This is a genomic window from Wohlfahrtiimonas chitiniclastica DSM 18708 (assembly GCF_000375345.1).
GTDB lineage: Bacteria > Pseudomonadota > Gammaproteobacteria > Cardiobacteriales > Wohlfahrtiimonadaceae > Wohlfahrtiimonas > Wohlfahrtiimonas chitiniclastica.
Window position 1 is genome coordinate 50,838 of the sequence record NZ_AQXD01000004.1, and the last position, 14,436, is coordinate 65,273.

The window sequence follows — 14,436 nt, forward strand, 5'->3', positions numbered from 1 at the left end:
CATTTACTTTCTCGATTAAAATTGAACCTGTACAGCTGCCATTCATGAATGGGCGCACAGGTGTACATTAAAAAACAAACATCCTTCATTATACGCTTGTGAGACAATATTTCATTATTCCGAGCGTTTTAAGCGGCTTGCGATCCATAAACCTAATTCAAACAATAAGATGGTCACACCGGCAAACGCCACTTGAGATAAAACATCGGGCGGTGTCACCACAGCAGCCACCACAAAGGCGCCAATGATGATGTAAGGGCGTTTTGCTTTGATGTCCTTTGCGCTGATGACATCCATCAACACCAATAAAATGATGGCCACAGGCACTTCAAAGGCCACACCAAAAATGAAAAATAGACGCAGCACCACGGATAAATATTGTCCGATGTCGGTGGCCATCTCAACGCCATCGGGCGTTGTGCCCACTAAAAACTTCACCATCAAGGGCATTACAGCATAATAAGAAAAGAGCATGCCCGTATAAAAGAGCAAAATGCTTGAGGCCAATAATGGAAACACCAAGCGTTTCTCTTTTTGATACAGCCCTGGGGCAATGAAGCGCCAAATTTGATACACCACCCACGGCACTGCTAAGAAAAACGAGAGCCATAAGGTCAATTTAATCGGCACAATGAAGGGGGAGATGAGTTCTGTTGCGATCAATTTACTGCCCGCAGGCAATGCATTGATGAGCGGCTGGGCAATGAAGGTATAGATGTCATTTCTAAACCAAATCAAGCAAAAGAAGATGATGAAAACGCCCAGTAATGCACGCAAAATGCAGGTTCTCAACTCCATCAAATGTTGAATGAGGGATTGTTGATTGAGGTTGTTGTCTGTTGTGTTCTGATCTGTCATAACGCTAGGTTCTATTTAAAAGCAGTTCTTGAACCATTCTTGAGCCGGACACACCGACTAAAAGAACGATGAAGGCAATAAGTGCACACTTCGCCGCAGGTTTACCGCGCAATCCTCTAAAATGATGCAGCGCTAACAGTGTCACAAAGAGCACTAAAGAGACGATGGATAAAATCGAGCGATGGATGAACTGGCGATCAAACCAGAGATCGGAAAATGGCAAGGCCGTCAATAAACTCAATGACAACAATACCGCACCAATGGCCATCAATTGAAACAACCATTTTTCCATGCTCATCAACGGTGGCAAATGGCTAAAAAAGTAGCCCGTGGGATTTTTCAAATAACTGTGACGCAGCACAATGATCGCAGCTTGAATGCCCACCACCATCAACACCGCGTAAGCAATGATGGATAAAATGATGTGCAAACTTAAAATCGGGCGCGCGCCGCTCAAGGTGAGCTGCGAGTGATAACTTTCTGACACCACCAAAGAGATGATGGCCAAAACCATCGCCACAATGGTCAAATCCGGATGCTTACGAGCATTCGGGAGCATGATCATCAACATTGCTAAAATCGTCAGGGAAAATGCATTGGCCGCCCCGATGTTGATGGCGCCACTGCCGATGGTTAATGCATGACTGAGCATCCAAGCATGAGAGATCACGCCAATCCAAGCAAAGGCGAACGTGACATTGATGCTCTTTTTAGGCAATTTGCCCTTCACCCAGCACACCATACCCAATATTGCGATGAGGTAGCAGGCAATATTCACGATGAAAAGTAGCGTATTCATAACTTTATCTGTATCAACATTGTTGAAGAATGACTTTCAAGGAATGCCTAATTAAAGTAAACTAGGCGGCTAATAGACTATAATACACTAATTTATTTCATTTCTGAGGCATTATGTTTGAAAATTTAAGTGATCGTTTGCGCCAAACGATGAAATCGCTTCGCGGACAAGCAAGATTAACGGAAGACAACATTAAAGATGCTTTGCGTGAAGTGCGCATGGCGCTTTTAGAGGCGGACGTTGCCTTGCCGGTGGTGAAATCTTTCATCACTCGCGTCAAAGAGCGCGCCGTAGGCCGTGAAGTTCAAGGCAGTTTGAATCCAGGGCAAGTGCTCGTTAAAGTGGTGCATGAAGAACTCATCGAAGTGATGGGCGCTGAAAATGCAGAGCTTGATCTACGCACCCAGCCGCCAGCTGTCATTTTAATGGCAGGCTTACAAGGTGCGGGTAAAACCACAACCACAGGTAAATTGGCCGCATTTTTAAAAGAGAAGAAAAACAAAAAAGTGATGGTGGTCAGTGCGGACGTTTATCGCCCTGCCGCGATCGAGCAGCTGAAAACCGTTGCGGGTAAAGTTGGCGCAGAATGGATTCCATCCGATGCTTCTGAAAAACCTGTCGACATCGTACTGCGTGCAAAAGATTGGGCGAAAAAAAGCGGTGCGGACATCCTCATTGTGGATACCGCAGGCCGTTTACACATTGATGAAGTGTTGATGGATGAGATCAAAAGCATTCATGCAGCCGTTGAGCCGATTGAAACGCTCTTTGTGGTCGATGCGATGACGGGTCAAGATGCCGTCAATACCGCTAAAGCCTTTGATCAAGCCTTACCTCTAACGGGTGTAATTTTGACGAAAGTTGATGGTGATGCGCGCGGTGGTGCGGCATTATCTGTACGCCAAATCACAGGTAAACCGATTAAATTCATTGGTATGGGCGAAAAATTAGATGCCCTCGATCCTTTCCATCCTGACCGCATGGCCTCGCGCATTTTAGACATGGGCGATGTGTTGAGCTTAGTCGAAGAGATTCAATCAAAAGTTGACCAAAACAAAGCGGCACAATTAACTGAGAAATTCAAAAAGAATCAACAATTTGATTTAGATGATTTCAAAACCCAAATGGAGCAAATGCTCAACATGGGCGGCATCAATACCTTCTTAGACAAATTGCCGGGCATGGGCGACATTTCACAAAAAGTGAAAGACAAAGCCGATGACTCAGTATTCCAAAAGAAAATTGCCATCATCAATTCCATGACACCAAAAGAGCGCAAAGATTACAAATTGCTCAAAGGCCCTCGCCGCATGCGCATTGCCAACGGTTCTGGTTGTGATATTCAAGATGTGCACCGTTTGGTCAAAGAGTTCGAACAAATGCAACGCATGATGAAAGAGCTCAAAAAAGGTGGCATTGGTAAAGTGATGCGCACATTCCAAGGCTTAAAACAATTCATGCCAAAATAAGGAGATGTGGCAAACATGAGTGAAATGAAGGATTCTGCCCTCAATCAACAGTTGTATTCCGTGCTTGAAAAGACATTACAAGCAGGCGTCATTGAGCAACGCAGAAAACGCCGTTGGGGCATTTTCTTTAAAATCTTGTTTGCCATCTACTTTCTTTTTGTGATTGCGCTGATCACCGCCGGCCCAATGCTGGCCGATCAGCAAAAATATTTAGATGACAACGGTGAGCCTTTAACGGCTTACACCGCTGTGATTCGCATTGAAGGCGAGATTGCCGCATCCACAGATGCCAGCGCAGATAAGATCATCTCTGCCCTGAAAAAAGCCTTCAATGATCCGAAAGCCACAGCGATTGTACTGCGCATCAATTCAGGTGGCGGATCGCCTGTGCAAAGTGGCTATGTGTATGATGAAATCAATCGTTTAAAAGCCTTGCACGCTAAAAAAGTGTACGCGGTGATCATGGACATTGGCGCGTCGGGTGCGTATTACATTGCCTCTGCGGCCGATGAAATCTATGCGGATCGCGCAAGTTTAGTGGGTTCCATTGGCGTCACGGCGGCATCCTTCGGTTTTGTGGATGCCATGCACAAACTTGGTGTTGAGCGCCGTTTATACACATCCGGCGAGCATAAAGCCTTTTTAGATCCTTTCTCTCCACAAAATGCGTCGGAAACTGATTTTTGGAAAAATGTACTCAACACTGTGCACCTTCAATTCATCGATGCTGTGAAAAAAGGTCGCGGGGATCGCTTACAAAACAACCCTGAACTCTTCAGCGGGTTAATTTGGAGTGGTGAACAAGCGCTGCCTTTAGGTTTAATCGATGGCTTAGGCTCCACAAGTAGCTTAGCGCGCGATGTGATTAAAGCCCCTGCTTTGGTGGATTTCACTGTGGAAGAAACAGGACTCAGCCGTTTTATGAAAAAAATTGGCACACAAGCTTTGACAGGATTCTTTACCTCTGCAAATACCGTGCAATTGCGATAATCTCCCTAAAAATGCGACTAATGGCTGATGTGTACTACACTAACTGCATTCCGCTCATTTAGGTCAAATAAAAACTATGGAAAAATTTTTCATGCGCTGCATCCATCAAACCGATGGTGAAGCCCTTGCTAAAAAACTCGCAAAAGTCTATGTCATGGTGCATTTAAAACTCAACCATACCCATTATGTCCGTGAGGAAAATGACGCCACATTAACAGAATTGGCCCATCATCTTGTGAGCAAGGTGGAAAGCAAAGCCGCCCAAACCAATGGGCGACATGCTGCAATTTTATCGGCGCTCTATTTAACAGATGATCCGATGATCTAGCGCGGCTGATAATCCGCACGCGTGCGCGTCATGGATAAGCCCACATAATCCGTAAAATCAATGGCATTGGGCTTTTTGAGCTCTAAATACAGCGATTGTGTGTGATATGTCATGAGAACGTGCTCTGCAATCGTTTCGGCCAATGTTTCCACCAATTGAAACGATGATGACTCAATCAACGCTTTGACGCTTTTTGAAACTTTCTCATAATCAAGCGCATCTGCAATGTCCTCAGTCGAGGCGGGCTTTTTATTGTCCCATGCCATTTCAAGAGAAATAATCACAGGCTGCTTAGCCACGCGCTCAAAATCATAAATGCCAATGATGGCCTCCGCCTTCAGATTGCGGATGATGACTTTATCCATGTTCTAACCTTTTTTAAATGAATCAATAACGGGCTTTAGGATATGATCCCAAAATTTTCAGCAATGATGCCCGATTTTCAATTTCATTCAAGGCTTTTTGTACTTTAATGTCCGCTTGGTGCCCTAAAATATCAATATAAAAGAGGTAACCCCACATGGTGTGTTTCGCTGGGCGCGATTCGATGCGCGTCATTGTCACACTGTGAGCGGACAAAGGCTCGATCAATTGATTGAGCAAACCTGGGCGATCATTGGCCGACACAATGAAGGTGGTTTTATCATCGCCACTTTCAGGCACTTGCTTGTTGCCAATGACCAAAAAGCGCGTGGTGTTTGAGGTATCATCTTCAATGTAGCGCGCTAAAATCGGAATCTCATAAAATTTGGCCGCTTCTTCACTCGCGAGCGCAGCCGATGTTTGTGGCTCTGCTTGCGATTGCTTTAAGGCTTCCACATTTGAATGACATGCGATGCGCTCTGCATTTGGCAAATGTTTATCTAACCAACCGCGGCATTGGGCTAAAGATTGCGGATGGGCAAAGACTTTTTTCACATCTTGCACCGTTTTGGCACTTGAAATCAAGTTTTGATGGATGCGAAGTGTCGTTTCTCCGCAGATGGACAATGGCGTTTGCGCAAAGCAATCGAGCGTTAAATTCACCGCGCCTTCCGTTGAGTTTTCCACAGGCACCACCCCAAAATCCACTTGCCCTGTTTCAACGGCTCTGAACACATCCGGAATGGTGGCTTGTGGCACTAAATCAGCCGATCCGCCAAATTGCTTTTTCGCGGCCAATTCAGAAAATGTCTTCTCTGGGCCTAAGAACGCAATTTGTAAGGGTTTTTCTAAAGATAAACAAGTGGACATGATCTCGCGAAACAGTCGCGCAATTTCAGCATTTGGAATGGGTCCTTGGTTTTTCTCCATATAATTGGACAAAACTTGTGCCTCGCGCTCAGGGCGATACATCTCTGTATCACCGCTTGCAATCTTAATGGCGCCGATGGCCATCGCGTGCGTTGCGCGTTCATTCAATAATTTCAAAAGCTGTTGATCAATACGATCAATCTCTGTGCGATGTGTTGCGATGGTGGACATGTGATTCTCTAATAATTGTAATGGGTGAATTCTCAACTTTACAAATTCCACAGATAAAGTCAATCACTCCGAAGATAAGCTATAAAAACTCTTTTTTTCTTGTATAATGTTTAATGGTGGCAGGTAACTTAAAAAGGGTGTATTCGTGGCTAAAATACTAATTGCGGATGATTCAAAATTACAAAAATTAGAAATTGCAAGATTCTTAAAAAAGTTAGGGCATATCGTGCTTGAAGCTCAAGACGGTTTTGAGGCCATTGATTTGGCCAATGTTCACCTTCCTGACTTAATTTTACTGGATGTTGTCATGCCATCTTGCAATGGTTTTAGTGCGTTGCGCAAAATTAAAAGCAATGAAAAAACACAACATATCCCCATCATGATGGTGAGCACCAAGAGCGAGGACATCGATAAAATCTGGGCGAGCAAACAAGGTGCGGTCGGATATATCACCAAACCGATTGATTTTGTGCTCTTAGAAGCTGAAATCAACAAGAACTTGTAATCATTGGAAAATTTTTATTATGGAATTAATCGTACAAAGAGAGCAGCTGTTACAACCGTTGCAAGCGTTAATTGGCGTGACCGAAAAGGGTCAAACGCTGCCTGTTTTAGCAAATGTTAAACTTCAGGTGAAAGAAGAGGAGATCATTCTCACCACGACTAACCTTGAGATTGAGCTGTCCTGTGCGCTGCCTTATCATTCAACTGCAACCGGTGGCACGACGATTCCTGCGAAAAAACTGCTCGACATCTTAAAAGCATTGCCCCATGGCATCGACATCCACATGATCCTTGAGCCCACAAAAGTGGAGATCAAGGCGGGTCGTTCTAAATTCTCTTTAGCATGCTTACCGCTTGAAGAGTTCCCCGTGTTAGATCACATCGACTTTAACAATACCTTAACCTTGCCAAAAGATCGCTTTCGATCCCTATTACAGAATGTTGCCTATGCCATGGCCACAGCAGATGTGCGTTATTTCTTAAATGGCATGCTCCTTGATGTGCAAGACTCATTGATCACAGCCGTGGCAACCGATGGTCACCGTTTAGCGTGTAGCCGTTATCCATTTGAAGATGCCACACATTTAACCAATCAATTCATCGTGCCACGCAAAGCGGTCGAAGAGTTGTTAAAACTCATCGAAAATGAAGCCGCACCTTTGCATTTGCAATTGAGCGACAACCATTTGCGCGTTGAGCTTGGCAGCATGATGTTCACCACAAAATTGATCGAAGGGAAATTCCCCGATTATAAACGTGTGATTCCACCGATTGGCGAAAAGATCATTATGGCCGATCGCTCTGAGATGATCGACTCTTTGATGCGCACCTCGATTTTATCCCAAGATAAATTCCGTGGCATTCGCATGAACATCTCCCACTGCCTCATCAAATTGGTTGCCCATAACCCTGAGCAAGAAGTGGCGGAAGAGGAAGTGGAAGTCAATTATCAAGGCGCTGATTTCATGATCGCCTTTAATGCGGCTTACATCACTGACATCTTCAAAAACATTGAAGGGGATATGGTGCAAATGAGCTTTACAGAAAATAACTCAAGCTGCCTCATTAAAAACCCTGAAGATGACAATGTTGATCACGTTGTGATGCCAATGCGCCTATAACGTGATCATTCAATCCTTAGCCGTTACAGGATTTAGAAATCTCACCGCGCAAACCCTCAACTTTCATCCGCGGTGCAATGTGTTTTATGGCGACAATGCCTCTGGTAAAACCAGTTTATTAGAGGCGTTGTATTACTTATCTCATTTGCGCTCGTTTCGCCAACGAGAATTTAGCAAGATCATCCAAGAAGATCACACCTTTTTTCGCCTAGTGGCCAAATGCGATGATCACGCCCTGCCTCATATTATTGGGATTGAAACTCACCCAAATCAACACATCGTACGCATTGACGCCGAGCCGATCAAACAGCGCTCAACCCTTGCAAAAATGTTGCCTTGCCTGCAACTTGATCCAGAAACCGGCAAACTCCTCACAGACAGCCCAAAGCTGCGCCGCCAATTTATGGATTGGGGATTGTTTCACACGCAAGCGGATTATAATCAGTTGTGGCAATATTATGAGCGCGTCCTTAAGCAGCGCAACACTTTGATTAAACAGCGCGGCAATCCAAAGCTCCTTGACACTTATGATGAACTGTTAGCGAACTCAGGTGAAGCCATGACCAAGGCACGCACTGAATGGATCGAGGCACTGTTTAAAACAGCAGAACCTTTATTCTCGCGCCTTGTCGCCCAACCCTTTGAGTGGTCAATGGAGTATAAAAAAGGCTTTTCCGGTGCCTCTTTACTCACCGACTTACAAACGCAGCGTGAAAAAGACCTCATCATGGGGCACACGCGATCGGGTCCTCATCGCGGTGATTTTATCCTCAAAGCCAATGGCCACAATGTGGGGGAATATCTCTCACGCGGGCAAATTAAATTAGCAAGCATTGCGCTGACTTTAGCGCAAGCTGAACTCTTTCAAACCCATCATGAAACGCAAAACATCATTCTGTTGATGGATGATTTAAGTGCTGAATTAGACAAGCAGCATCGTGAGATTTTGCTCGAGGCATTTTTGAGCCTCAATGTGCAATTATTCATCACCTGTTTAGAGCCATCAGAGTTTCCTGAGCTTAGAGAAAATCAGAAACTCACGGATTTTGCTAAGTTCAAGATATCTACAGGTTTTGTTCAAAAAATGGTATAATCTCCCGATTGTTTAATGCAACTAATTGCATGTTTCATCTAGAATTAAAAAAGGATATTTGCATGACCTCAACACAAGATAGTCCAAGCATTAAAGTACTGAAAGGATTAGATGCCGTTCGTAAACGCCCAGGCATGTACATTGGTGATACGGATGACGGTACAGGCTTACATCACATGGTGTTTGAGGTTGTTGACAACGCAATCGATGAAGCTTTAGCCGGCTATTGTGATGACATCACTGTCACCATTCATAAAGATGATTCCATCACCGTGACCGATAACGGCCGCGGGATTCCAACAAAAATGCACCCTGAAGAAGGCATCTCTTCTGCTGAAGTTGTGATGACGGTTTTGCATGCCGGTGGTAAGTTTGATGACAACGCCATCTCAGGCGGTCTTCATGGTGTGGGTGTATCGGTTGTCAACGCCTTATCATCACATTTACATTTAACCATCAAGCAAGATGGTAAATTATTCGAACAAGAATACACTTTAGGCACGCCTCAATATCCATTGCGTGAAATTGGCACGGTTGATCCCGAAGAAACCGGCACAACGGTTTACTTTAAACCCAGTAGCGAAATCTTNACCATTACCGTGTTTGATTATCAGATTCTTAAAAAGCGTTTGCGTGAACTCTCCTTCTTAAACTCTGGCATTCGCATCCATTTAAAAGATGAGCGCTATGATTTAGAAGATATTTTTGAGTTCGAAGGCGGCATTCGTGCATTCGTTGAACACATCAACCGCAAAAAAACACCCATCAATCCATCTGTTTTCTACTGCGACAACAAACAAGACAATGTGATTGTCGAAGTGGCCTTGCAATGGACAACTGATTACCAAGAAAACGTGTACTGCTTCACCAATAACATCCCACAAAAAGATGGTGGTACGCATTTATTGGGCTTTAGAGCCGCCATTACACGCACATTGAACCAATACATGGAACAAAATGATCTTTTGAAAAAATCAAAAGTGAATACGTCCGGTGAAGATGCGCGCGAAGGCTTAACGGCTGTGGTTTCTGTGAAGTTGCCAGGACCTAAATTCTCCTCACAAACCAAAGATAAATTGGTGTCCAGTGAAGTGCGCAGCGCCGTTGAAAGCGTTGTGAGCGCAAAAATTGCCGATTTTTTACAAGAAAATCCATCGGATGCCAAACTCATCACCGGTAAAATCATTGAAGCGGCGCGCGCCCGTGAAGCGGCTCGTAACGCCCGTGAATTGACGCGCCGTAAAAGTGCATTAGACATCGCAGGTCTACCCGGTAAACTCACAGACTGCCAAGAGAAAGACCCAGCTTTGTCTGAACTTTTCATCGTAGAAGGGGATTCTGCGGGTGGCTCAGCAAAACAAGGCCGCAACCGTAAATTCCAAGCGATTTTGCCGTTAAAAGGTAAAATCCTCAATGTTGAGCGCGTGCGCTTTGACCGTATTTTACAATCTGCGGAAATTGGCACCCTCATCACAGCCCTTGGCTGCGGCATTGGTCGAGATGAATTTGATCTTGAGAAATTGCGTTATCATCGCATCATCATCATGACGGATGCGGACGTCGATGGCGCGCACATTCGCACATTATTGCTCACGTTCTTCTATCGTCAAATGCGCGAATTGGTGGAAAATGGCCACATCTACATTGCCCAGCCACCACTTTATAAAGTGCAAAAAGGCAAGCAAGAGATCTACATCAAAAATGAAGTGGAACTGGTGCGCTTCTTCTTAAGCAATGCCTTAGATAATAGCCAAGTATTTGCCAGCAAAGATGCACCCGCGATGGCAACCTCACAAGTGGAAGAGTTAGCACGCGCTGTTACAAATGTTGAGCAGCTCATTGAGCGCATGAAATATGCGTACCCTGAGAAATTATTGACGGCCTTAACAGAAATCGCACCGCTTTCCATTGAAGCCTTAAGCTCAAGTGACATTCAATCATGGATTGATGCACTCAATGCACAGCTTGAGAAAGAGCCTGAAGTGGGCATCTCTTATCAAGCGCACTTGATGCATGATACAGAAGACAATGCACCCTATGTTGCTGTGAAAATGAAGCATTATGATCACGTGATCACCTATGATTTAGATGCACGCTTTATCCGTACTGTTGAGTATCAACGCATTGCAGAAGTGGCGAAAAAATTGCATGGTTTGATTGAAGCGGGCGCATATGTCACTTATAAAGAGAAAGCATACGCGATTAAGAGCTTCAAAGAGGGCATCGATTGGTTATTGAATGAAGCGAAAAAAGGCCAAGCAATCTCCCGTTATAAAGGTCTTGGTGAAATGAACGCCGAGCAGCTTTGGGAAACCACGATGGATCCTGATGTGCGCAGCTTATTACAAGTGCGCGTGGAAGATGCTCAAAAAGCGGATGAAACCTTCACCATGTTAATGGGCGATGAGGTGGAACCTCGCCGCGAATTCATCGAAGCGAATGCACAGTTGGTGGGAAATTTGGATATTTAATCCAATCCCTCTGAATCAAAAGCCCCAAATGCATCACAGCATTTGGGGCTTTTTTATGTGCTATGTTTCACGTGAAACATTTATGATGTTCTGCGCCACCTCAACAATAGCAAAATCAAAACACACACGGCAATGATGCCGCCAGCCATCACCCACCAGCCGCTCGCTACAAAGGGTTCTGCTTTAAGGGTTTTAATATCACGCTCTGCCAATGGCACGCCATCATTGTTCCACGCTTCATTGTCCACAATCACATTGGTGATTTGTGCAATCTCTTCATCTGTTAAACGATTGGCATAAGCGGGCATTTCATAGGGTAAGCGATCCGCTCGGTGCGCCGTTTGTGCCCCTTCAATCATCACCAATGCCACATTCATGGCATCGCCTTTTGTACCATAGCCACGATCACGCAATGCAGGCACGACATTCTTTTCCCCCTGCCCTTGATCACCATGACACGTTGAGCATAAATCCTGATAAAGGCGCATGCCTTCATCACTGGGTTTCACGTGATCCGCACCACGAAGGCGCGTTGGCATGGGCAATTGAATCTCTTTGAGATAAATGATCATGCTCATCAAATCATCATCCGTCAGATGGCGTAAGCTAAAAGAGGTCACTTCACTCATCGGACCTGCAAAGGCATGTTGCTCATTGCGTCCATCTTTTAATAATTTGAGCAATTCATTCTCATCAATCTCACCTAAATGGCGCAAACTTGGCGCATACCAATGCCCCACTTGTCCGCCGGCTAAAAATTTTGGGGAAGCTTCTGTCAAACCCTCTTCCACCAAAGCAATGGAGCGTGGCGTATGACATGTGCCGCAATGCCCCAAACCTTGTACCAAATAAGCCCCGCGATTGTACTCAGCACTTTTCATTTCATCATATTGATACAACTCTGGCGATGTGAACAACTGATTCCAAATGGTCATTGGAAAGCGTAGATTCAACGGCCATTCAATCTCATTGGTGCGATTGGGCACAGCCACTGGCGTCACTTCATGCATGAAATAATCATACAGTGCATGCATATCTTCATCATTGATTTTCGCATACGACACAAACGGCATGGCCGGATACAGCGCCTCACCATTTGGGCGCACGCCATCACGCATCGCTTTGGCAAAGTCCTCATACGTATAGTGGCCGATGCCATATGTGGTGTCTGGTGAAATATTGGTCGCATAAATGGTGCCAATCGGGGAAGCTAAACCATGACCGCCCCCATAAGGTTGATCAGGATTTTGTGTGTGGCATGCCATGCAGTCACCGGCATGCGCTAGATATTCACCGCGGCTCATCGGATTGGCACTGGCGATTGTCAAAGTGCTCCATAGCAACGTGGCGCTAAAAAGGGTCAATAAATTTTTCATCTTATGCGCGTCCTTGTTTAATTTCATCCACTGTACGATATGCCGCATCAATCGCGGCATGAGCATATGCGCCCCATTCAGAATCTGAATTGGCGATGAAGATATTGCCAAACGGTGCTTTTGAAACGGCCATCAATGCCTCAAACTCTGCCTCATCATCAAACAATGAATTTGGATAATAAGCATAACCGTGCGACCAACGATTGACTGTAATGCCCACAATATCCGATTGCTGAAAACCATACGGCGTGAACATGTTACCGAGTTGCTCACGGATGATGGCTTCATGATCTTCAAACGTCATGCCCAATAAATGCGCGCGTCCCATTGCCGCTTGGCGCGTGGCAGGCAAACCACTGCTTGGCATGGTGGGCACATAAATCATATGCAGCACCACAGGATCGCTTGGCGATTGTGCATGCGTATATCCGCCCATAGAAACAGGATAATCCAATTTCACAGTGCTGTATGGCGAGCTTGGGCAATAGAGGTTGCTTACGCCAGCTTTGACAAAGCAAGACCAATCACGCAGCGCCACTTTGGTGTAGACCAAAGGCGCCTTCACATTGCGGCGCATTGCAGCTTTTTGTGCTTCTGGTAATGAGGGCACAATGAAAGGAATCATCATGTTATAACACGCCATGATGGTGGCATTCGCTTTGACTTTATGGGCTTTGCCATCGCGATAATAGACCACTTCTGTGGCTTGTTCACCATTATGTTCCACGTGGATCACTGTGGAATTTAAACGAATGCGCACATTGTGTTCAGCTCGATCAAGGGCATCATAATCAAAGCGTGCATTGACCACATCATGCATGGTTTTGCCTTTAGCCACCGCAGGAATCAAACGGCGCACGGTCAAACGAGCCAGCGATGCATTGCCATCTGGAAAATGATGAATGTATAAATCATCAATCGCCGCTTGCGCCTCTTCATCTAACGGCTCTAAATTCATGCCGCCAAAGCCTGGTAAAGTACAGGCGCGCGCATCACTGCAACTGATGGCATCAATGCCCACCGCCATAAAATCATGCGGCACTTGCTGAAACACTAAAATGGCTTGATCAGAGAGTTTGACGCGGTCACGCAAAAAGTCACGATAACTTGTGTGATCTAAATAGGCCGTTTTCTCTTCGGGCGTCATCTCAGCTAGATAATCTGTTTGATCCTCATACAATGCTAATAATGCAGCTTTATCACTGCTGCTCACTGGAAAATCCGCCACAAATTCAGCATACGGACGACCATTTTCTCGCCCACGAGGCACATCATCGGCCACATTGTGGCTAGGATCACCCGTCACAATGGTATGACGACCAAAATGTTTTTGATCAAAATAGATGCCGCGACTTAAACCTAAATCTGGATAAAAATTCACATCAAATTGCGCTTCAAGCTCCGTCAGATCCACGCCAATCTTTTGGATAAAGTCTGTGGCCTCAGCACTGTAAACAGAACGCGGCGATTGTAATGACTCACTGCCGCCATAGGTCAATAATGTGCCCTTCTCGGTCACAAATTCATTGCGCTTAGCATGGCCGCCAAAGTCATCATGATTGTCTAGGATGAGAATTTTTTGGTCTGCGCCAAACACTTCTAAATAGCGATGCGCCGCCGCTAATCCACTGATGCCTGCCCCTACGATGATGAGATCATAGGTCTCTTCCACATCACCTGATAGATCAAAAGTATCGGCTGCGCGCCCTAAACGGTGCGCCACTTCAAATGATCCGTTGTGACTGCCACGCAGTCCTGTGAGTTTTGGGGGATAGTAATCTTCCCCATTTGCCATTGCAGCAATGTATTCAGAGGCATTCGCTAACTGTTGTAAGGGCGTCAAACCGGTTGCAATGGTGAGTGCAACGCCGTTTAAAAAGTCTCGACGAGTGATGGGCATAAAATTTCATCCTATTGATATAACAACAATCTTTTTAGGGCTTGGCCGAAAAAAGGAGGGCTA

General features: G+C 45.3%; 13 protein-coding genes. 7 read left to right on the plus strand and 6 right to left on the minus strand.

Features of this window, described 5'->3' with window-relative positions:
• Positions 1-114: 114 nt before the first annotated feature.
• Both tatC and B143_RS0108300 read right to left on the minus strand, forming a co-directional pair.
• A complete protein-coding gene (gene tatC / locus B143_RS0108295) occupies positions 115-858 on the minus strand; it encodes a twin-arginine translocase subunit TatC (protein ID WP_018122909.1) in 744 nt (247 codons plus the stop codon).
• A gap of 4 nt (positions 859-862) precedes the next feature.
• Positions 863-1,657 carry a cytochrome C assembly family protein gene (locus B143_RS0108300; RefSeq protein ID WP_248647522.1) on the minus strand — a complete coding sequence of 265 codons (795 nt, stop codon included), beginning with the start codon at positions 1,655-1,657 and terminating at the stop codon, positions 863-865.
• Positions 1,658-1,770: 113 nt separating this feature from the next.
• On the opposite strand from B143_RS0108300, the gene ffh reads away from it, so the two are divergent.
• From ffh to B143_RS0108315, 3 genes are all read left to right on the plus strand, one after another.
• The gene (gene ffh, locus B143_RS0108305) at positions 1,771-3,126 is read left to right on the plus strand and encodes a signal recognition particle protein (protein WP_008316063.1); all 1,356 of its coding nucleotides are present in this window, start codon (positions 1,771-1,773) and stop codon (positions 3,124-3,126) included.
• A gap of 15 nt (positions 3,127-3,141) precedes the next feature.
• On the plus strand, positions 3,142-4,116 hold the full coding sequence (locus B143_RS0108310; RefSeq protein WP_018122911.1) for a S49 family peptidase: 975 nt from the start codon (positions 3,142-3,144) through the stop codon (positions 4,114-4,116).
• A 76-nt stretch (positions 4,117-4,192) separates the two neighbouring features.
• Positions 4,193-4,444 (plus strand): hypothetical protein, encoded by a 252-nt coding sequence (locus B143_RS0108315; protein WP_008316059.1) that lies wholly within the window; start codon positions 4,193-4,195, stop codon positions 4,442-4,444.
• On the opposite strand, the gene folB is transcribed toward B143_RS0108315, so the two are convergent.
• Positions 4,441-4,809: a dihydroneopterin aldolase gene (gene folB / locus B143_RS0108320; RefSeq protein ID WP_018122913.1), complete on the minus strand. Its 369-nt coding sequence runs from the start codon at positions 4,807-4,809 to the stop codon at positions 4,441-4,443. The genes B143_RS0108315 and folB overlap by 4 nt on opposite strands.
• A 22-nt stretch (positions 4,810-4,831) precedes the next feature.
• Complete coding sequence (pheA, locus tag B143_RS0108325; RefSeq protein ID WP_018122914.1) at positions 4,832-5,908, minus strand: prephenate dehydratase; 1,077 nt, start codon at positions 5,906-5,908, stop codon at positions 4,832-4,834.
• 145 nt (positions 5,909-6,053) lie between these two features.
• Between pheA and B143_RS0108330 the strand changes: the two genes are divergently transcribed.
• From B143_RS0108330 to gyrB, 4 genes are all read left to right on the plus strand, one after another.
• Positions 6,054-6,413 carry a response regulator gene (locus B143_RS0108330; protein ID WP_008316056.1) on the plus strand — a complete coding sequence of 120 codons (360 nt, stop codon included), beginning with the start codon at positions 6,054-6,056 and terminating at the stop codon, positions 6,411-6,413.
• A gap of 19 nt (positions 6,414-6,432) precedes the next feature.
• Positions 6,433-7,533, plus strand: a complete 1,101-nt coding sequence (gene dnaN / locus B143_RS0108335; RefSeq protein ID WP_008316055.1) for a DNA polymerase III subunit beta — start codon at positions 6,433-6,435, stop codon at positions 7,531-7,533.
• A gap of 1 nt (position 7,534) precedes the next feature.
• Positions 7,535-8,626, plus strand: coding sequence for a DNA replication/repair protein RecF (recF, locus tag B143_RS0108340; protein WP_018122915.1), 1,092 nt, complete (start codon positions 7,535-7,537; stop codon positions 8,624-8,626).
• 62 nt (positions 8,627-8,688) lie between these two features.
• Entirely contained in the window at positions 8,689-11,097 is a 2,409-nt protein-coding gene (gene gyrB, locus B143_RS0108345) for a DNA topoisomerase (ATP-hydrolyzing) subunit B (protein ID WP_018122916.1), read from the plus strand.
• An 80-nt stretch (positions 11,098-11,177) separates the two neighbouring features.
• On the opposite strand, the gene B143_RS0108350 is transcribed toward gyrB, so the two are convergent.
• Both B143_RS0108350 and B143_RS0108355 read right to left on the minus strand, forming a co-directional pair.
• Positions 11,178-12,473 (minus strand): cytochrome c, encoded by a 1,296-nt coding sequence (locus B143_RS0108350; protein ID WP_018122917.1) that lies wholly within the window; start codon positions 12,471-12,473, stop codon positions 11,178-11,180.
• 1 nt (position 12,474) lies between these two features.
• A complete protein-coding gene (locus tag B143_RS0108355; RefSeq protein ID WP_018122918.1) occupies positions 12,475-14,373 on the minus strand; it encodes an NAD(P)-binding protein in 1,899 nt (632 codons plus the stop codon).
• Between the last annotated feature and the right edge of the window lie 63 nt (positions 14,374-14,436).

What these genes read in the sequence shown, in the direction of transcription:
- tatC (WP_018122909.1), bottom strand. Translation starts at nt 858, where the DNA reads ATGACAGATCAGAACACAACAGACAACAACCTCAATCAACAATCCCTC.
- B143_RS0108300 (WP_248647522.1), bottom strand. Translation starts at nt 1,657, where the DNA reads ATGAATACGCTACTTTTCATCGTGAATATTGCCTGCTACCTCATCGCA.
- ffh (WP_008316063.1), top strand. Translation starts at nt 1,771, where the DNA reads ATGTTTGAAAATTTAAGTGATCGTTTGCGCCAAACGATGAAATCGCTT.
- B143_RS0108310 (WP_018122911.1), top strand. Translation starts at nt 3,142, where the DNA reads ATGAGTGAAATGAAGGATTCTGCCCTCAATCAACAGTTGTATTCCGTG.
- B143_RS0108315 (WP_008316059.1), top strand. Translation starts at nt 4,193, where the DNA reads ATGGAAAAATTTTTCATGCGCTGCATCCATCAAACCGATGGTGAAGCC.
- folB (WP_018122913.1), bottom strand. Translation starts at nt 4,809, where the DNA reads ATGGATAAAGTCATCATCCGCAATCTGAAGGCGGAGGCCATCATTGGC.
- pheA (WP_018122914.1), bottom strand. Translation starts at nt 5,908, where the DNA reads ATGTCCACCATCGCAACACATCGCACAGAGATTGATCGTATTGATCAA.
- dnaN (WP_008316055.1), top strand. Translation starts at nt 6,433, where the DNA reads ATGGAATTAATCGTACAAAGAGAGCAGCTGTTACAACCGTTGCAAGCG.
- B143_RS0108350 (WP_018122917.1), bottom strand. Translation starts at nt 12,473, where the DNA reads ATGAAAAATTTATTGACCCTTTTTAGCGCCACGTTGCTATGGAGCACT.
- B143_RS0108355 (WP_018122918.1), bottom strand. Translation starts at nt 14,373, where the DNA reads ATGCCCATCACTCGTCGAGACTTTTTAAACGGCGTTGCACTCACCATT.